The organism is Streptomyces sp. LUP30 (assembly GCF_001746365.1).
Lineage (GTDB): Bacteria > Actinomycetota > Actinomycetes > Streptomycetales > Streptomycetaceae > Streptomyces.
This window is the reverse complement of the sequence record NZ_MJAJ01000005.1, coordinates 152,153-169,435: the sequence shown is the minus strand read 5'-3', so window position 1 is coordinate 169,435 and position 17,283 is coordinate 152,153. Positions and strand designations below refer to the sequence as shown.

The following is a 17,283-nucleotide window of genomic DNA, read 5'->3' as shown; positions in this document are numbered from 1 at the left end:
CATGCTGCTCATCCCCTGCCCGTGGTGCGGGCCCCGCGACGAGGCCGAGTTCCACTACGGCGGCCAGGCCCACGTGCCCTACCCGGAGAACCCCGCGGAGCTCACCGACGAGGAGTGGGCCAGGTACCTGTTCTTCCGCGCCAACCCCAAGGGCCCGTTCGCGGAGCGCTGGAGCCACGCGGCGGGCTGCCGCCGCTGGTTCAACGCCGTGCGGGACACGTCGACGAACGAGATCCTGACGGTGTACCGGGCGGGGGAGGAGCGCCCGGAGACGGTCGAACCGCGAACGGTCACCTCGGCGCCGCGTCCGGCGCGGGCGGCCCGACCGGTCCGTCCGGCGCCAGAGACCGAAGCCGACGCCCCTTCAGGGCCGGCCGGGCGTGCGGAGGCGGAGCTCGCGACACGGGACGAGTCCCAGCCCTACCGCCTGCCCACGGGGGGCCGGGTCGACAGGGGCGCCCCCCTCACCTTCGTCTTCGACGGCGCCGAACACCGGGGCTACCGGGGCGACACCCTCGCCTCCGCGCTCCTCGCGAGCGGTGTCGTCCAGGCCGGCACCAGCATCAGACTCGGCCGCCCCCGAGGCATCTTCTCGGCCGGTGTGGAAGAACCCAACGCGGTCGTCCAGATCGAGGCCCCCTTCCCCGAGCCGATGCTCCCCGCGACGACCGTGGAGCTGTACGACGGCCTGGTCGCGAGCAGCCTGCCCGGGCAGGGCCGCCTGGCCGGCGAACCGGACCCCGCCCGCTACGACGCCGTGCACACCCACTGCGACCTGCTGATCGTCGGCGCGGGACCGGCCGGCCTCGCGGCAGCGGCGGCGGCCGCCCACAGCGGCGCCCGCGTCGTCCTCGCCGACGACCGGCCCGAACCGGGCGGCAGCCTTCTCGGCACGGGCGAACTCCTCGACTGGGTGGACGAGACGGCCGCACTGCTCGACGCGGCCCCCGAGGTGCGCGTCCTGCGCCGTACCACCGTCTTCGGCTACTACGACGACAACCACCTCCTGGCCGTCGAGCGCCGCACCAACCACCTCGGCGCGAAGGCCCCGGCCCATGTCTCGCGCGAACGCGTCTGGCGCATCCGGGCCCGTCGCGTCGTCCTCGCCACCGGCGCGCACGAGCGCTCGCTGGCCTTCGCCGACAACGACCGCCCCGGCGTGATGCTCGCCGCCTCCGCCCGCGCCTACCTCCACCGCTACGGCGTGCTGCCGGGCCGCCGGGCGGTCGTGTTCACCGCCAACGACAGCGCGTACGCCGCCGCACTGGACCTGGCCGGGGCCGGCACGGACATCGCGGCCATCGTCGACACCCGCCCCGAGCCGGGGGAGTGGGCGGCCCGGGCACGGCAGGCGGGCATCGAGGTGCTCGCCGCCCACGCCGTCACCGCCACGCAGGGCGACCCACGGGTCACCTCGGTGACCGTCGCGCCGTACGGAGGACCGGCGGGCCGGGGAACCGGACAGCAGGCTGCACACGACGGCGAACAGCAGGTGCCCCGACGGGAGTTCGCCGCCGACCTCCTGCTGGTCTCCGGCGGCTGGAATCCCGTGGCGCACCTGTTCAGCCAGGCGGGCGGCAGGCTCCGCCACGACGACACGCTCGGCGCGTTCGTCCCGGACGGCTGCCGCCAGGCCGTCGAGGTCGCGGGCGGCGCGAACGGCGTCTTCGACCCGGCCGCCGCTCTCGCCCAGGGCGCGGCGGCCGGGGCCCGCGCGGTGCAGGCCGAGGGCTACGACCCCGGCACGCCTGCGCTCCCGCGTGTGAGCACAGCACCACACACACCGCCGATGCAGGTCTTCACCGTCCCCGGCCGGGACGGCGCCCCCCGTTTCGTCGACCTGCAACGAGACGTCACCGTCGAGGATTTGACCCGCGCGACCGGCGCCGGCATGCGCTCCGTCGAGCACACCAAGCGCTACACCACGGCCGGCACGGCCAACGACCAGGGCAAGACCTCCGGAGTGCTGGCGAGCGGCGTCGTCGCCGAACTGCTCGGCGTGGACGTGTCCGCCCTCGGCACGACCACCTACCGTCCCCCCTACACCCCGGTCTCCTTCGCCGCCCTCGCCGGCCGCGACCGGGGCGCCCTGCACGACCCCGTCCGCACCACGGCCCTGCACGAGTGGCACGTCGCGCACGGCGCCCGCTTCGAGAACGTGGGCCAGTGGAAGCGCCCCCGGTACTACCCGCACGACGGCGAGGACATGGACGCGGCCGTCCTGCGCGAGTGCACCGCCGCCCGCGACGGCGTCGCCTTCATGGACGCCTCCACCCTCGGCAAGATCGACGTACAGGGTCCCGACGCCGCCGCCTTCCTCGACCTGCTCTATACCAACCTGATGAGCACGCTGAAGGTCGGCATGATCCGCTACGGCGTGATGTGCCGCCTGGACGGCATGCTCCTCGACGACGGCACCGTCATCCGCCTCGCCCAGGACCGCTTCCTGGTCACCACCACCACGGGCAACGCGGCCGCCGTGCTGGACTGGATGGAGGAGTGGCTCCAGACGGAGTGGCCCGACCTGCGCGTGCACTGCACGTCGGTCACCGAGCAGTGGGCCACGGTCGCCCTGGTCGGGCCGCGCTCGCGCGAGGTCCTCGGCGCCCTCGCCCCCCGACTGGCCGTATCCCACGACGACTTCCCCTTCATGGCCTGGCGTGAGGCGTCCGTCGCCGGCGTCGACGCACGCGTGTGCCGGATCAGCTTCTCCGGGGAGCTCGCCTACGAGATCAACGTCTCGCCGTGGGAGGCTCTCACCCTCTGGGAGGCGCTGCACGACGCCGGCGCCCCCCACGGGATCACCCCGTACGGCACCGAGACCATGCACGTCCTGCGCGCCGAGAAGGGCTACCCGATCATCGGCCAGGACACCGACGGGACCGTCACGCCCCAGGACCTCGGGATGAGCTGGGCGGTGTCGAAGAAGAAGCCCGACTTCATCGGCAAGCGATCCTTCGCCCGCGCCGACACGCTCCGCCCCGACCGCAAGCACCTGGTCGGCCTCCTCCCGGAGGACCCGGCCGACTTCCTCCCCGAAGGCACTCATCTGGTGGCCGAGAGCGTGCTGCCCGCCCCGCCCGTCCCGATGCTCGGCCATGTCACCTCCAGTTACCGCAGCGCGGTCCTCGGCCGGACCTTCGCCCTGGCCCTGGTCAAGGGCGGCCGCGATCGGCTCGGCGAGCGGCTGTACGCCCCCGTCGGCGACCGGCTGGTCCCGGTGACCGTCGCGAGCCCCGTCCTCTACGACCCCGAGGGAGCCCGACGCGATGGCTGACACCGTCCCCAGCACCCCGCTCCGCAGCCCGCTGGCCCGGTCCGCCGGACGCCTGGCCGCCGCCACCCGCGCCTCCCGGGGCGCCGTCCGGCTGGCCGAACTCCCCTTCCTGGCCCAGATCGACGTCCGTCTGGACGCCAAGGGTGCGGCGGCGGACGGAGTCGGCCTCGCGCTGGGCGTGCAACTGCCCCTCGAACCGAACACCGTCGTGCGCGCCGGGGAGCTGTACGTGCTGTGGCTCGGCCCGGACGAATGGCTGGTCGTGGGACCGGCCGGCAGCCGGCGGGACCTGGAGCGCCGGATCCGGGCCGGAGGCGGCGATGAGCCCGTGTCCGTCACCGACGTCTCCGCCCAGCGCACCACCCTGCTAGTGTCCGGGCCCCGCGCGCGCGATCTGCTGGCCCACGGCTGTGCGCTGGATCTCCACCCGTACGCCTTCGGCGCCGGACGCTGTGCCCAGACGACGCTGGCCCGCACCCAGGTCGTCCTGGTCGCCCGGGACGACCCCGGAGCCGGGTTCTGGGTGCTGGTCCGCTCGTCCTTCGCCGGCTATCTGACGGACTGGCTGCTGGACGCGGCGACCGAACACGTGTGAGGGCCCAGGCCGGGCCCGGGGCCCGGGGGCGTCAGGCTCCGCTCTCTCTGAGGCCGTCGCGCACCAGTGCCACCACCTCGTCCTCGGAGAGGCCGAGGGTGAGCGCCTGGGACACGAGCGAGCGCACCTGTTCCAGGAGGCGGGCACGGGCCGGGGTGCCCGCGAGCACCATCGCCCCGCGCCCGCGGCGCAGCTCGATCAGCCCTTCGTCGCGCAGCTCCTGGTAGCCGCGCAGCACGGTGTGGAGGTTGACGCCGAGCGATTCGGCGAGTGTGCGGGCGGGCGGCAGCCGCTCACCGGGGGACACCTCGGCGTCGGCGATGGCCCGCCGTACGCGCGCGGCGATCTGCGCGCCGAGGGGCACGTTCGAGCCGGGGTCGACGCGGATCAGCATGTCAGTGCGCCTCTCGCCGGGCGATCAGGGTGTTGAGCAGCGCGGCCGCGGTAGCCGGGTCGTCGACCGTGACGGCGAACTCGCGGCCGCCCGCGCGGCGTACCACGAGCGCCGGTCCGGAGCGCAGGATCACGCCCGAGGCGCCGGAGCGGATCCGGTAGCCCCAGCCGCCGAAGTCACCGAGGGCGTCGACATGCCGGTGCGAGGCCTCGGTCATCGACTCCAGCGGCAGGCGGATCCTGGGCCAGGGGAGCCGCCCCGGGGTCACCGTCAGCCCCTGCCGGCCCACGGTGACGTACAGGCGGGCGAAGCAGAGGCTGGGCAGGCCGCCGGCCAGGAGGGCGGCGGCGGCCGGGCCGGTGAACGGGAACAGCGCGAGGGCCGCGGCGGTCAGCACCAGACCCAGTGCACCGAGCGGCCAGGAACCGGTGGCCTGGGCCCAGGCCGCGAGTTCGCCGTCGGCCAGACCGAGGCGCGCGTGGTGCGCGGAAGGGGAGTCCGGATCAGGGGAGGGGAGCGTGCGGGCGAGCAGCAGCCCCGCTCCGGCGCACACCGCCGCCACCATGACCGCGAGGGCCAGGTGCCACGGGGAGAGCCGGACGGCGGAGGCGTCCCCGTACGCTGCGTGGTTGACCAGCTGCACGGAGACGAGGAGCGAGCCCGTGAGCCCCGCGACCGCGTACCCCGTCACGAGCAGCCACCCGCTCCGGGTGGTCGCCCGGCCGACGAGCACGGCCATGACCGCGGCGAACCCGGCGAGCAGCAGTGCACTCGTCGCCAGGAAGGCGCCGCGCCCGGTGAATCCGTCGGCCGTGCCGTCGAGTCGGAAATGGGTCGCCAGCCGGTCGGGCAGCTGACGACGCGTCACCGCGAACACTGCGGCGTCGGCGGCCAGGGCGACGAGACAGGGGAGCGCGGCGAGGGCCGCGCCGTGACCGGGACGCTGCACGTGGACTCCCGCCAGTCGAGATTGTTAGCGTCATAGTAGAACAATGTCGCGCCGGGGTGTGGCTGGAGCCCGAGAAAACAGTAGCCATGTACATAGTCGCCATGTACAGTAAAGGCCATGGACTCCCCACGTCCCACCACGAGAAGGAGCAGTCATGACGACCCTCGCGCCCACGGTCGACGGCCGGATCATCGCTCTGGCGCACTACGCCGGGCGGTCCCTCCTGGAGGGCGTCCTGACCCGTCACGGCCTCACGTTCCCTCAGAGTGTGGTGCTCCGGGCCGTCGTGCTCGCGGGAGAGTCCACGGGCCGCGACCAGCTCGTCGCCGACGTCACCGGATCACTGAAGACCGACGCGTCGCTCGTGTGCGAGGTCATCGGGGAGCTGACGGAGGCGCGGCTCCTGGAAGAGGACCCGGTACAGGCGTCCCGGATGCGACTGACGGACGTCGGACGGCGGTTGTGCGAGAGCACCACCGCTGAGACCGCAGAGATCTCCGCCCGGCTGTACGCCGGCGTCCCGGCCGGGGAACTGGCCGTCGCGGGCCGTGTGCTGAGCCTCGTCACGGAACGGGCCAACGCTGAACTGGCCGACTCCTGAGGTGAGTTCGCGGTGGTGTGGGCGGCGGGGCGGTGACGGGCGCCAACGGACCCTGGCACCCTCTCAGACCGGGTAGGCGTGGGTCTGGGTGGCCTTCACCGTCGCCCAGACCTCGGCGCCCGGGTGCAGATCGAGTTCGGCGGCGGAGACCGTCGTCAGGTCCGCGGCGAGCGGGAGCTCTCCCGAGAGGTCGGCACGGATCTGGTCGCGGTGGGTCTCCAGTCCCGAGACCTCGCAGCGCCACAGGTTGCGGGCGCTGGCCCCGGTCGGACGGTCCCGGAAGAGCGTCACCGCGCTCGGCGGGAACGCCACGAACACCGGGCCGGACAGCACCTCGGTGGTCGTGATGGAAGGGCCGGTGTCGAGGCGCACGACGTGGCCGTCGGACTCGCCCCGGTAGAGGTTCAGCCCGACCAGCTGGGCGATGTAGTCCGAGCGCGGGTGGCGGGCGATGTCCGAAGGGACGCCCTCCTGGACCACCCGGCCGTCCTCGACGACGACCAGACGGTCGGCCAGCACCATCGCGTCCAGCGGATCGTGCGTGACCAGGACGGCGACCGCCTCGAACTCCGCCAGGTGGCGGCGGAGTTGGGCGCGCACCTCCAGCCGGGTACGGGCGTCCAGCGCCGCGAGAGGCTCGTCGAGCAGGAGGAGCCGCGGGCGGGTCGCCAGCGCGCGGGCCAGGGCGACGCGCTGGGCCTGCCCGCCGGACAGCTTGCGCGGCTTCGTGCCGACGTGGTCCGCGAGACCCAGCCGGCGCAGCCACTCGGCGGCCCGCGCCCGGGCCTGCGCCTTGGTCGCGCCCTGGCAGCGCGGTCCGAAGGCCACGTTGTCCAGGGCGCTCAGATGCGGGAAGAGCAGGTAGTCCTGGAAAACCACGCCCACCGGACGGGACTCGGGCGGTGTACCGTCCAGCTCGACGCCGTCCAGCAGCAGACGGCCGTGGGTGAGCCCGGTCAGGCCGGCGAGCGCCCGCAGGGCCGTGGTCTTCCCGGCCCCGTTCGGGCCGAGCAGGGCGACGACCTCGCCGGGAGCGACGCGAAGCGCCACGTCGAGGCGGAAAACCCCACGCTCGACGACGAGACGGGCGTCCAGGCCCTCCTCGAAGGCGTCGAAGGCCTCGAATGGCTCCGCGCGGGCGGGAGCGGCCTTCCGGTGTGCGGCCGTCCTTCGGTCATCCACCTGCGCTCATCCCCCTTTCGTCATCCACCGGTCGTCATCCACCGGTCGCGCAGGCCGGCCAGCACTGCCACGGACACGGCCAGCAGGACCAGGCTGAGCGCCATGGCCGCCTCCGGATCGCTCTGCAGGGCCAGGTACACGGCCAACGGCATCGTCTGGGTGCGGCCGGGGAAGTTGCCCGCGAACGTGATCGTGGCGCCGAACTCGCCGAGCGCCCGGGCCCACGCCAGGACGGCTCCCGCCGCGATGCCGGGCGCGATCAGCGGAAGCGTGACCCGGCGGAACGCGGTGAAGCGGGACGCGCCGAGCGTGGCGGCGGCCTCTTCGTAGCGCGGGTCGGCGGCGCGCAGCGTGCCCTCGACGCTGATGACGAGGAACGGCATGGCGACGAACGCCTCGGCGATGACGACCCCGGCGGTGGTGAAGGGAAGGGTGATCCCGAACCAGGCGTCCAGCCATCTGCCCACGACGCCGTTGCGGCCGAGCGCCATCAGCAGGGCCACGCCGCCGACCACCGGCGGCAGCACCAGCGGCAGAGTGACGAGCGCTCGTACGAGGCCGCGTCCGGGGAACTCCACACGGGCCAGCAGCCAGGCCAGCGGAACGCCGACGACCAGACTCACCGCGGTCGCCGCCGTGGCGCAGACCAGCGACAACTGGAGCGCCTGCCACACCTCGGCGCTGGTCAGCTGCCCGGGAAGGCTGCGCCACGGGGCCCTTACGAGCAGGGCGACCAGCGGCACCACCAGGAAGGCCAGGCCGATCAGCGCGGGCACCAGCAGGGGCAGCGGCGCGCCACCGCCCCTGCGGACGCGTCGGCGGGGCGTCCCCCCGCGCAGGGCGCCGGGCGCGGCCTCCGGCTCGTCGACGGGGGTCACGGCTTGAGGAACCCGGCCTCCGTCAGGACCTTCTGGCCCTCGGCGGACCGCACCAGCGCGATGAACGCCTCGGCGGCATCGGCGTTGTCCGTGTCCTTGAGCCGGACGATCGGGTACGCGTTGACCGCCTCGGCGGACTCGGGGAACTCCACGCCCTCCACCTTGCCACCTGCCGCGTGCACATCGGTCTTGTAGACGACGGCCGCGTCGGCCTCTTTCAGCTCGACCTTGGTCAGCGCCGCCTTGACGTCCTGCTCGTAGGAGACGGGCTTGAGGGTGAGCTTGCCGGCGTCGAGCGCTTTCTGGGCGGCGGCGCCGCAGGGCACCGTCCTGTCGCACAGCACGACCTTGAGGCCTGGCCTGGTCAGGTCCGCGAGGGAGGCGATCTTGTCGGGGTTGCCCGGCAGGGTGGCGATCTCCAGCTGGTTGCGGACGAACGCGGCGGGCGGGCCGGCGGCGTCCCCGGCGTCGGTGACGATCTTCATCGTCTTGGGGCTGGCCGAGGCGAACACGTCGGCCGGCGCGCCGCCGGTGATGCTCGCGGCGAGGGAGTCGCTGCCGCCGAAGCTGAAGGTGACCTTCGTGCCCGGGTGGGCCTTCTCGAACTTTTCGCCCAGAGCCGTGAAGCTCTCCTTCAGGGACGCCGCGGCGAACACGGTCACCGTGCCGGACGGCTTGTCCCCGGAGGTGGAGGAGGCGGACGCCGAGGAGTCCGACGTCGCCGCCGAAGAGTCGTCGCCGGACGACGAGCAGGCGCTCAGGGCCAGCAACGCGGCAGCACCTGCACCGGCTGCCTGCAGGGTCCGACGAGTCCGGCGCGCGGTACGGGTCATCACGGGGCCACTCCCTTTCGGTCCTCACGGACACGACACCTCGACCAGGCGCTCGGCGGTGTCGGCGCTGACACCGAGCTGGTCGGCAGACTGGTGTGCGTGCGCTGATGATACTGCCGCAGATGCCAGGCAAATAGCTGCAGTCGCTTCGCACAAGCCGGAACGTCGATCCGCGAGCATGGCATGTGCGTTCGCACGGGAGCGCCGGGGCGAGCCGTTCGGCGTCGAAGCCGCCCGGGGCGGTGTCAGGCCCGGTCGATGTGCACGTTCGTCGACTTCACCCGTGCGGTGGCCTCCACCCCGACCTCCAGCCCCAACTCCTCCACCGCCTCCCGCGTCAGCAGCGAGACCAGCCGGTGCGGCCCCGCCTGGATCTCCACCTGGGCTGCGACGTCCCCGAGCTTCACGGCCGTCACGATGCCGGGGAAGGCGTTGCGGACGGAGGTGTACGAGGCGTCCTCCCCGGCGGCGCCGCCGCTCGCGGCCAACTCGACGGAGAAGGCGGCAAGGTCCCTCCCGTCGATGAGGCGGCGTCCGCTCTCGTCGCGATGGGTGGCCATCCGGCCCGCGTCGGCCCACCGGCGCGCGGTGTCGGGACTCACGCCGAGGAGCCGTGCGGCCTGGCCGATCGTGTAGGACTGCATGGGCGCCAAGATAAGCGATCGAGGCGGCAGGCGGCGCCGCGGCGGGCGACGGCCCGCACACGGCGGCGATGCCGGGTCCGGGACGGGGCAGGGCAGGGAGCAGGCTGCCCGCGTGCGTGCCTGAACGCCTGCTGCGGGCGGGTCACTTGGCGCGATCCACGCTCCACAGCGGAAGGAGCTCGAAGAACTCGACGGCGTCGTCCCGCCACCGTGGCCGCCACCTGGCGGCGAGCGCGCAGGCCTGTTCGGCGTGCCGTCGCATGTCCGCACGCATCCTGTCCGCCGCGCCGCTGCTCTCGGCGATCTCCCGCACCACGGTGACCGTCTCCGGAGTGCAGGACCGGTCGCCGAGCGCTGCCTCCACCACGGCACGCTCGGCGCCGCTCACGGCGGACAGCAGGGCGCTCACGGTGTAGCTGTGCTTTCCGTCGCGCAGGTCGCCGCCGGTCGGCTTGCCCATGGTCGTCGCGTCCCCGAACAGATCCAGGTAGTCGTCACGCATCTGCCCGCAGATCCCGACCAGCCGCGCGTAGCCGCGCAGTTCCTGTTCGAAGAGCGCGGGCTGCTCGCCCGCCGCCAGCAGACCGAGCTTCATGGGCGCGAGAATCGAGTATCGGGCGGACTTGTAGTCGGCCACGGTGTGCAGGACGTCCTCGTCCGGCGCCGTGCCGAAGTCCCGCTCCAGATCGACGATCTGCCCCATGAACGTGTCGGTGGCCGACCGCGTCTGCGTCTCGACCATGGCCTGCCGCACGGCGAGAGGCACCTTCGCGTCGAGGAGGACCTGAAGGGACAGGGCGAACGCGAGGTCGCCCGCGAGGACGGTGAGGCCGAGGGCCGCCTGCGGGTGACGAGGGAACCGGCCCCGGTAGGCGTAGTACGTGGAGGGGCCGCCCCGTCGGGTGGGGCTGTCGTCGATGAGATCGTCGTGGATCAGTCCGTGGGTCTGCAGCAGCTCGATGCTCAGCGCCGCCGCGTCGAGCCCTTCGCACGGCTCCTCGGACACCAGGCGAGCAGCCTCGTGCAGCAGCACCACCCGCATCCGCTTGCCGCCGCGCAGGGCCAGATCCCGCACCAGCGCCAGGCACTCCGGAGTGAAGCGGCTGAACGACGGCGTGTCGAGCCGGACGCCCAACGTGTCGAAGTACTCCTCGAAAAGCGCGTGGAACCGCGTCTCGTATCCGGCGACGCGATGTAGCACTTGCTCGATCATGGCCAGGTCGGACGGAGTACGTCAGCTTCGCATCGCCCGGGACGGGCGCGTGCCCCGAGGCGGTGCGGCCGCTCCGGGACCGGGGCCGTGAGAGGCACGGCGGGCCCGCGCGACGAGCGAGGGGCAGTGCGGCCGGCCGGCCGCACTGCCCCTCGAACGCACCGCTGACGACCGGACCTGGAACGCCCCGGTCGTCGGCATCACCGGACCAACGACAGGGCGGCGGCGGTCACCGAGGCGAGGCAGGTGCTGACGGCCACCGCCCAGCCCACACAGCGCAGGCGCAGTTCCCGGTAGCGCCGCTCGTACTCGCCGCGCAGCGACCGGCAGCGGGCCGCGATCCGCTCCAGGTCGCGTTGGGCGTGGTGGAGGCTGTCGGCGACGTACCGTTGTTCGACGTCCGCGCGCTGAGAGGTGGTCAGCCACTCCATCGGCTCCACGAACGCCTGCGCACGTTCCTCGGCCACCGCGATCGTGGCCTGCCACAGCAGGTAACCCTCCACCTGATCGCCGAGCCCGCTCGCTCGCGCGGCCCCCTGCCTCGCCGCCTCGCTCATCGCTGCCTCCGGCCGGTCATCAGCGAACCCCGTGCGCCTCGGCCTCGGCCATGGCGATGTCGGGGTGGTGCAGGTCGAACGCGGGGGACTCGCTGCGGATCCGCGGCAGGGTGGTGAAGTTGTGGCGCGGCGGCGGGCAGGAGGTGGCCCACTCCAGGGAGCGGCCGTAGCCCCACGGGTCGTCGACGCCGACCGGCTTGCCGTACCTGGCCGTCCGCCACACGTTGTAGAGGAACGGCAGCATGGACAGGCCGAGCAGGAAGGAACTGATCGTCGAGATCGTGTTCAGGGTGGTGAAACCGTCGGCGGCCAGGTAGTCCGCGTAGCGGCGCGGCATGCCCTCGGCGCCCAGCCAGTGCTGGATGAGGAAGGTGCCGTGGAAGCCGATGAACAGGGTCCAGAAGGTGATCTTGCCCAGGCGCTCGTCGAGCATCCTGCCCGTGAACTTCGGCCACCAGAAGTGGAAGCCGGCGAACATCGCGAAGACCACGGTGCCGAAGACGACGTAGTGGAAGTGCGCCACCACGAAGTACGAGTCGGACACGTGGAAGTCCATCGGCGGCGAGGCCAGGATGACACCGGTCAGACCGCCGAACAGGAACGTGACGAGGAACCCCGTCGCCCACAGCATCGGCGTCTCGAAGGACACCGACCCCTTCCACATCGTGCCGATCCAGTTGAAGAACTTCACGCCGGTCGGGACGGCGATGAGGAACGTCATGAAGGAGAAGAACGGCAGCAGCACCCCGCCCGTGACGAACATGTGGTGCGCCCACACCGTCACGGACAGACCGGCGATCGAGATCGTCGCGGCCACGAGGCCCATGTAGCCGAAGATCGGCTTGCGGGAGAAGACGGGGATGACCTCGGTGACGATCCCGAAGAACGGCAGGGCGATGATGTACACCTCCGGATGGCCGAAGAACCAGAAGAGGTGCTGCCACAGGAGCGCGCCGCCGTTGGCCGCGTCGAAGATGTGGGCGCCGAACTTGCGGTCCGCCTCCAGCGCGAACAGCGCGGCGGCGAGTACGGGGAAGGCGAAGAGGACCAGGACGGCCGTCAGCAGCACGTTCCAGGTGAAGATCGGCAGACGGAACATCGTCATGCCGGGCGCGCGCATGCAGATGATCGTGGTGATGAAGTTGACCGCACCGAGGATGGTGCCGAAGCCGGAGAACGCCAGGCCCATGATCCACAGGTCGGAGCCGAGCCCCGGGCTGCGGATGGCGTCCGACAGCGGGGTGTAGGCGAACCAGCCGAAGTCGGCGGCGCCCTGCGGGGTGAGGAAGCCGCCCACCGCGATCGAGGACCCGAACAGGTACAGCCAGTAGGCGAACATGTTCAGCCGGGGGAAGGCGACGTCGGGCGCGCCGATCTGCAGCGGCATGATCCAGTTGGTGAAACCGGCGAACAGCGGCGTCGCGAACATCAGCAGCATGATCGTGCCGTGCATCGTGAACAGCTGGTTGTACTGCTCGGGCGAGACGATCTGCAGGCCCGGGCGGGCCAGCTCGGCGCGGATGAGCAGAGCCATGACGCCGCCGATGAGGAAGAACGCGAAGGACGTCGTCAGGTACATCGTGCCGATGGTCTTGTGGTCGGTGGTCGTCAGCCACTTCACCACGACGTTGCCGGGCTGTCGGCCCCTGACCGGCACCTCGGTGTCGTAGGCGGCGGCAGCCGATCGGTCCGGGTCGTTCAGAATCGTCACAGCCAGTTTCTCCAGGTGTCCGCGGTCCGCCCCCGCACATGCGTGAATCAGGGTCATCCTCGCGAGTCGATGCGGCGGGTGATGCCCGGCGGGGTCCGACACGCGTCCGATCGGGCGGTTCTCACACACGGTTGGAGCAGTCGGCCCCGGCATGTCGTCCGTCGAGCGCCAAGGCCGACCGCGCGGTCACTCGTTGATCCACATCCGGAACGGGTAGACGGCTCGACATGGTTGAAGTCGTACAGGCGGGACTGTGGGGACTGGTGGCGGGCTCGGCACTGCTGATCGGCGCCGCGCTGGGCTACGGGCTGAGAGTCCCGCAGAAGGTGATCGCCACGGTGATGGCCTTCGGCGCGGGCGTGCTGTTGTCGGCGGTCTCGTTCGAGCTGGTGGGGGAGGCGTACGACGAGGCGGGGCTCGCCCCCGCGGCCGTCGGCACGCTGCTCGGCGCGCTGGCCTACACCGGCGGCAACATGTGGCTGGCCCGCCGGGGCGCGCGGTACCGCAAGCGTTCGGGCCACGCACGGGCGCAGGCGCAGCCCTCGGAGACCGAGCAGAGCGGGTCCGGGACGGCGCTCGCACTCGGCGCGCTGCTCGACGGGGTGCCGGAGTCCGCGGTCATCGGCGTCAGCCTGCTGGACGGCGGCGCGGTCAGCCTGGTGACGGTGGCCGCGGTCTTCATCAGCAACGTCCCTGAAGGGCTGTCCAGTTCGGCGGGAATGAAGAAGGCCGGCCGCACCCGGGCGTACGTCTTCGGCGTCTGGGCGGCGATCGCGGCGGCCAGCACCGTGTCGGCCGTCCTCGGCTACACCGTCGTCGGTTCCTTCTCGCCCGCTGTGATCGCGGCGGTCACCGCGGTGGCGGCCGGGGCGATCCTCGCCATGATCGCCGACACGATGATCCCCGAAGCGTTCGAAGAGGCCCACCTGGCCATCGGGCTCATCACCGTGTGCGGCTTCCTCGTCTCCTTCGCCCTCTCGCACTCCTGACCGCCGGGAGCGGCCGTGTGCGGCGACGCCCCGGCGCTTCGTGGCCCTCCTCAGGGCTCGTCCTCGCCCTGCCTTCCGAGCGCGTCCCGCAGCCGTCGCAGCTCGTCCGCCGGCCTGCCCAGACCGTTCAGCTGCAGGCGGGCCGCCTCGGTCCGGGCGTCCGTGTGCACGCGGTACGCGAGGTCGACCGACTGACGCACCATCCACTGGTCGTAGGAGAGCAGCCGGCCCGCGTAGGCCTGCGCCCGTACGAGGTCGGCGTCGGCGAGCGGCAGCTCCAGCAGCCGGGACCGCAGCCGCAGAAGAGCCGACGCGGCGTCACCGCAGGCCCGGGCGGCCCGGTCCGTGACGGGGCCGGGCTCACCGCACGCGGCGACCGCCGCGTCGGTGGGGCGCTGGGCGGCGACCGCCTCCTCCAGCACGGCGAGCAGCTCCCGAAGCTGGGCAGGGCGCGGCAGACGGACCGGAGCGGGACGGCGGGGCGGCGGGCTGCGGCGCAGGCCCAGGCGCTCCAGGAGGCGGACGCCGGGCCGCCCCCCGGACCGACCGGAACGGGCCGGGGCCGGGGCGGGCACAGGAAGGCTGGTCGAGGACATGACTCCTCCTGGGGAGGGGAGGCGGGGGCGTGCGCTCCCCTCCAGTGTCCCGCTCCCGAGCCGATCGGCGCCCGGCGCCGCCGAGGAGGTCGTTCAGCGCTCGGGCTGTCCGGTGCGTCCGGACGGGGGAAGACGACGTGCCGGACGAGGACCCGATCACTGAACACGGCAGGGTGGGGTAGACGGTTCCGGCAAGGTCCCCTCGTACGAAAGTGATGCCGGTTCCATGGCCGAGACACGAGACGTCGTCGAACTCATTCTTCAGGACCACCGGAGAATGGAAGATCTCTTTCGCCTGATGCGCAGCGTGGAAGCCGACAGGGCCGCCGCCCTGAAGGAGTTCGCCGACCTGCTGATCGCACACGCGCTGGCGGAAGAGGCGAAGGTGTACCCCGCCCTCAAGCGCTACAAGAGGATCGAGGACGAAGAGGTCGAGCACGGCGAGGAGGAGCACGAGGAGGGCAACAAGGCGCTCCTCGAACTCCTGGAGGTCGACGAGGTCGGCTCCGAGGAGTGGGACGAGAAGCTGGAGGAACTCGTCGAGGCCGTGACCCACCACGCCGACGAGGAGGAGCGCACCATCCTCAACGGCGCCCGCGAGAACGTCGCCATGGAGCGACGCGAGGAGCTGGGCGGGGAGTTCCTGGAGGAGCGGGAGCGTCAGCTGAAGTCAGGCTGCGGTGCCGTGGACAACGTGCGCCGCATCGTCCACTCCTGACCGGCAGCGTCGTCGTCGCGTCGTCGCATGACACGGACTGCCGGCGCGGCGCGAGCCGGGCGGCAGGGGAGAGGCAGGGGAGCGTCCCGCACGGCCGAAGCCCGTCCCACGGACCGTGGGACGGGCTTCGGCCATGACGGGCTCACCGGAGCGTGCGGGTCAGCGCCGGGTGGGCGCTCGCAGGGCGAGGAGAGCCACGTCGTCGTCGTTGGCGGCGGGGCGGACCCGTCGTAGCAGTTGGTCGGTGAAGGAGGCCAGGGGCCGGTGAGCGAGGGCGGCCGCGTGCTGCCGCAGTCGGTGCAGGCCCTCGTCGAGGGTGTGGCCGGGCTCTTCGATCAGACCGTCGGTGTACAGCAGGAGGGTGGATCCGGGCGGCAGCAGGGCCGTGGCGTCGGCGCGAGGTCTGCGCGCTCCGGTGCCCAGCAGGATGCCGTGACCGTCGGTGAGGTACTCGGCCAGGCCGTCGTGGCTGATCAGCAGGGGCGGCGGGTGACCGGCGTTGGTCCAGGTCAGTTTCCATCGGCCCTCGTCGGCCTCCTCGACCTTGGCGAGGATGAGCGTGGCCATGGCGACGTCCGTGATGTGCATGACCGCTTCGTCGAGGCGGTCGACGATCCGGCTGGGGGGCTCCTGCAGGGCCCAGGCGTAGGCGCGCAGCATGTTGCGCACCTGGGCCATGCCGGCCGCCGCCTCCAGGTCGTGGCCGACGACGTCGCCCACGGCCAGTGCGGTGGATCCGTCGGACAGGGAGAAGGCGTCGTACCAGTCGCCCCCCACCTGCGAGGCGTCGGGCGCGGGCAGGTAGCGCACCGTCATCTGCAGCCCGGGTACGCGTGGCATCTGGGGCAGCAGATGGTTCTGCATGGTCTCGGCGACCTTGCGCTGGCGCTGGTAGAGGCGGGCGTTGTCCAGGGCGAGGCCGGCGCGGCGGGCGATGTCCTCGATCAGCGGGAGGTCGGCGGGGTTGTAGTCCCCGGGCTGTGCGGCGCGGCCCAGGGTCAGGGCGCCCAGGACCGCGCGGGTGCTGCGGATGGGGGCGATGGCCGCGGAGTGGATGCCGGTGGCGTCGAACAGACGGCGCTGCTCGACCGCGATGCCGGAGTCCGGCGCCCCCTGGTACGTCTGCGGACCGGCCAGTGTCGAGGCCACCCCGCGCAGGGCCCTGGACAAGGGCATCGGGGATTCCTCGGGGATCGGCGGCATCGGACCCTGCAGTTCGTCGTGGCGCACCAGGGAGACGCCGTCCGCCTCGACGACGACGGTGCGCCACACCTCGTCCCGCTCGGTGATGAGGTCGACGACGACCCAGTCCGCCAGCCGGGGCACGACCAGGGCCACCAGCCGCCGCAGCGCCTCGTCGACGTCGAGGGTGGAGGTCAGCTGGGTGGTGGTCGCGGCCAGCAGGGCGAGGCGTTCGAGTTCCGGCAGCAGCGTGGCGGCAGGCTCCGGCGGTGCGTCCGTCTCCTCCACGTGCCGCGGGTGGAAGACGACGAGGGTGCTGCGTTCGAGGCCGGCGAGGTCGAAGGGCGTTATCAGCCACGAGATGGGCACTACGGAGCCGTCCCTGCGTGCGAAGTGGTCCAGCTCCGCCGCTGCGGGACGTCCGGCGTGGAAGGCCTGCCGCATGCGGCACTGGGTCCTCGGCAGGGGCTGGCCGTGGGCGTCCCGGTGCAGCAGGTCGTGCGCGTCGTGGCCGAAGAGGTCTTCGGGGGACCACCCCAGAAGCTTTTCCGTCCGGGAGTTCGTCGCGATGACGCGGCCCTGTTCGTCCACCACATAGGCCCCGGTCCTGATGGCTTCCAGCGCTTCCGTGAGCGGGGTGGCAGGCCCCTCCGGACGCCGCGTGCCGGGGGTCTCCGAACGCTCCGAACCTGCCATGCCCATGATCTCCCTGCTCGACCGGCGACGTCCCCGGTGGACGATGTCCGCTTTCCCGACTGCCCAGGAGCCCGGAAACGAAGCCGATGGGCGAAGACGCCCGGTCCAGCCCGCCGGGCCCCGGTTCGATCATGACGTATCCGGGGGGCGGCGGGGCGCGCGGTCCCGGGCCGGCCGTCGGGCCGGCCGTCGGGTTCGAACCGGGCCGGCCGACGGCCCCGCTCCCGGCCGGGGCGCACGGCGAACGGGGCCGCCCGTCGGGATGCGT

General features: G+C 72.4%; 16 protein-coding genes. 5 read left to right on the top strand and 11 right to left on the bottom strand.

From position 1 onward, the window contains the following. Position 1: 1 nt before the first annotated feature. Entirely contained in the window at positions 2 to 3,277 is a 3,276-nt protein-coding gene (locus BG482_RS06955; RefSeq protein ID WP_069767981.1) for a sarcosine oxidase subunit delta family protein, read from the top strand. Continuing rightward, positions 3,270 to 3,872, top strand: a complete 603-nt coding sequence (locus tag BG482_RS06950; protein ID WP_069767980.1) for a sarcosine oxidase subunit gamma — start codon at positions 3,270 to 3,272, stop codon at positions 3,870 to 3,872. The genes BG482_RS06955 and BG482_RS06950 overlap by 8 nt, the downstream gene beginning before the upstream one ends. 31 nt (positions 3,873 to 3,903) lie before the next feature. Here the strand turns inward: BG482_RS06950 and BG482_RS06945 are convergent, their stop codons facing one another. Beyond that, positions 3,904 to 4,266: a GntR family transcriptional regulator gene (locus tag BG482_RS06945; protein WP_069767979.1), complete on the bottom strand. Its 363-nt coding sequence runs from the start codon at positions 4,264 to 4,266 to the stop codon at positions 3,904 to 3,906. A 1-nt stretch (position 4,267) separates the two neighbouring features. Further along, positions 4,268 to 5,215 (bottom strand): DUF1648 domain-containing protein, encoded by a 948-nt coding sequence (locus BG482_RS06940; protein ID WP_069767978.1) that lies wholly within the window; start codon positions 5,213 to 5,215, stop codon positions 4,268 to 4,270. A 154-nt stretch (positions 5,216 to 5,369) separates the two neighbouring features. Between BG482_RS06940 and BG482_RS06935 the strand changes: the two genes are divergently transcribed. After that, positions 5,370 to 5,816 (top strand): winged helix DNA-binding protein, encoded by a 447-nt coding sequence (locus tag BG482_RS06935; RefSeq protein WP_069767977.1) that lies wholly within the window; start codon positions 5,370 to 5,372, stop codon positions 5,814 to 5,816. A 63-nt stretch (positions 5,817 to 5,879) separates the two neighbouring features. Here BG482_RS06935 and BG482_RS06930 read toward each other — a convergent pair whose 3' ends face one another. The 7 genes from BG482_RS06930 to ctaD form a co-directional block, all read right to left on the bottom strand. Continuing rightward, entirely contained in the window at positions 5,880 to 6,911 is a 1,032-nt protein-coding gene (locus BG482_RS06930; protein ID WP_069768051.1) for an ABC transporter ATP-binding protein, read from the bottom strand. Between the two features lie 107 nt (positions 6,912 to 7,018). Further along, entirely contained in the window at positions 7,019 to 7,876 is an 858-nt protein-coding gene (gene modB, locus BG482_RS06925; protein WP_069767976.1) for a molybdate ABC transporter permease subunit, read from the bottom strand. Then, positions 7,873 to 8,709 carry a molybdate ABC transporter substrate-binding protein gene (gene modA, locus BG482_RS06920; RefSeq protein WP_069767975.1) on the bottom strand — a complete coding sequence of 279 codons (837 nt, stop codon included), beginning with the start codon at positions 8,707 to 8,709 and terminating at the stop codon, positions 7,873 to 7,875. The genes modB and modA overlap by 4 nt, the downstream gene beginning before the upstream one ends. Before the next feature lie 245 nt (positions 8,710 to 8,954). Continuing rightward, entirely contained in the window at positions 8,955 to 9,353 is a 399-nt protein-coding gene (locus BG482_RS06915) for a molybdopterin-binding protein (protein WP_069767974.1), read from the bottom strand. Between the two features lie 142 nt (positions 9,354 to 9,495). Continuing rightward, the gene (locus BG482_RS06910) at positions 9,496 to 10,566 is read right to left on the bottom strand and encodes a polyprenyl synthetase family protein (protein WP_069767973.1); all 1,071 of its coding nucleotides are present in this window, start codon (positions 10,564 to 10,566) and stop codon (positions 9,496 to 9,498) included. A gap of 200 nt (positions 10,567 to 10,766) precedes the next feature. Next, positions 10,767 to 11,123: a cytochrome C oxidase subunit I gene (locus BG482_RS06905; protein WP_069767972.1), complete on the bottom strand. Its 357-nt coding sequence runs from the start codon at positions 11,121 to 11,123 to the stop codon at positions 10,767 to 10,769. A gap of 19 nt (positions 11,124 to 11,142) precedes the next feature. After that, positions 11,143 to 12,834 (bottom strand): cytochrome c oxidase subunit I, encoded by a 1,692-nt coding sequence (gene ctaD, locus BG482_RS06900; RefSeq protein ID WP_069767971.1) that lies wholly within the window; start codon positions 12,832 to 12,834, stop codon positions 11,143 to 11,145. A 227-nt stretch (positions 12,835 to 13,061) separates the two neighbouring features. On the opposite strand from ctaD, the gene BG482_RS06895 reads away from it, so the two are divergent. Next, positions 13,062 to 13,823: a ZIP family metal transporter gene (locus BG482_RS06895; protein ID WP_069767970.1), complete on the top strand. Its 762-nt coding sequence runs from the start codon at positions 13,062 to 13,064 to the stop codon at positions 13,821 to 13,823. A gap of 50 nt (positions 13,824 to 13,873) precedes the next feature. Here BG482_RS06895 and BG482_RS06890 read toward each other — a convergent pair whose 3' ends face one another. Then, positions 13,874 to 14,419 (bottom strand): hypothetical protein, encoded by a 546-nt coding sequence (locus BG482_RS06890; RefSeq protein WP_256096288.1) that lies wholly within the window; start codon positions 14,417 to 14,419, stop codon positions 13,874 to 13,876. Between the two features lie 226 nt (positions 14,420 to 14,645). Between BG482_RS06890 and BG482_RS06885 the strand changes: the two genes are divergently transcribed. Continuing rightward, a complete protein-coding gene (locus BG482_RS06885) occupies positions 14,646 to 15,137 on the top strand; it encodes a hemerythrin domain-containing protein (RefSeq protein ID WP_069767969.1) in 492 nt (163 codons plus the stop codon). 159 nt (positions 15,138 to 15,296) lie between these two features. On the opposite strand, the gene BG482_RS06880 is transcribed toward BG482_RS06885, so the two are convergent. Beyond that, positions 15,297 to 17,015: a SpoIIE family protein phosphatase gene (locus BG482_RS06880; RefSeq protein WP_069767968.1), complete on the bottom strand. Its 1,719-nt coding sequence runs from the start codon at positions 17,013 to 17,015 to the stop codon at positions 15,297 to 15,299. Positions 17,016 to 17,283 lie beyond the last annotated feature (268 nt).

Coding starts and splice junctions, on each gene's coding strand:
- BG482_RS06955 (WP_069767981.1), top strand. CDS start 2: ATGCTGCTCATCCCCTGCCCGTGGTGCGGGCCCCGCGACGAGGCCGAG.
- BG482_RS06950 (WP_069767980.1), top strand. CDS start 3,270: ATGGCTGACACCGTCCCCAGCACCCCGCTCCGCAGCCCGCTGGCCCGG.
- BG482_RS06945 (WP_069767979.1), bottom strand. CDS start 4,266: ATGCTGATCCGCGTCGACCCCGGCTCGAACGTGCCCCTCGGCGCGCAG.
- BG482_RS06935 (WP_069767977.1), top strand. CDS start 5,370: ATGACGACCCTCGCGCCCACGGTCGACGGCCGGATCATCGCTCTGGCG.
- modA (WP_069767975.1), bottom strand. CDS start 8,709: ATGACCCGTACCGCGCGCCGGACTCGTCGGACCCTGCAGGCAGCCGGT.
- BG482_RS06915 (WP_069767974.1), bottom strand. CDS start 9,353: ATGCAGTCCTACACGATCGGCCAGGCCGCACGGCTCCTCGGCGTGAGT.
- BG482_RS06910 (WP_069767973.1), bottom strand. CDS start 10,566: ATGATCGAGCAAGTGCTACATCGCGTCGCCGGATACGAGACGCGGTTC.
- BG482_RS06905 (WP_069767972.1), bottom strand. CDS start 11,123: ATGAGCGAGGCGGCGAGGCAGGGGGCCGCGCGAGCGAGCGGGCTCGGC.
- BG482_RS06895 (WP_069767970.1), top strand. CDS start 13,062: ATGGTTGAAGTCGTACAGGCGGGACTGTGGGGACTGGTGGCGGGCTCG.
- BG482_RS06890 (WP_256096288.1), bottom strand. CDS start 14,419: ATGTCCTCGACCAGCCTTCCTGTGCCCGCCCCGGCCCCGGCCCGTTCC.
- BG482_RS06885 (WP_069767969.1), top strand. CDS start 14,646: ATGGCCGAGACACGAGACGTCGTCGAACTCATTCTTCAGGACCACCGG.
- BG482_RS06880 (WP_069767968.1), bottom strand. CDS start 17,015: ATGGCAGGTTCGGAGCGTTCGGAGACCCCCGGCACGCGGCGTCCGGAG.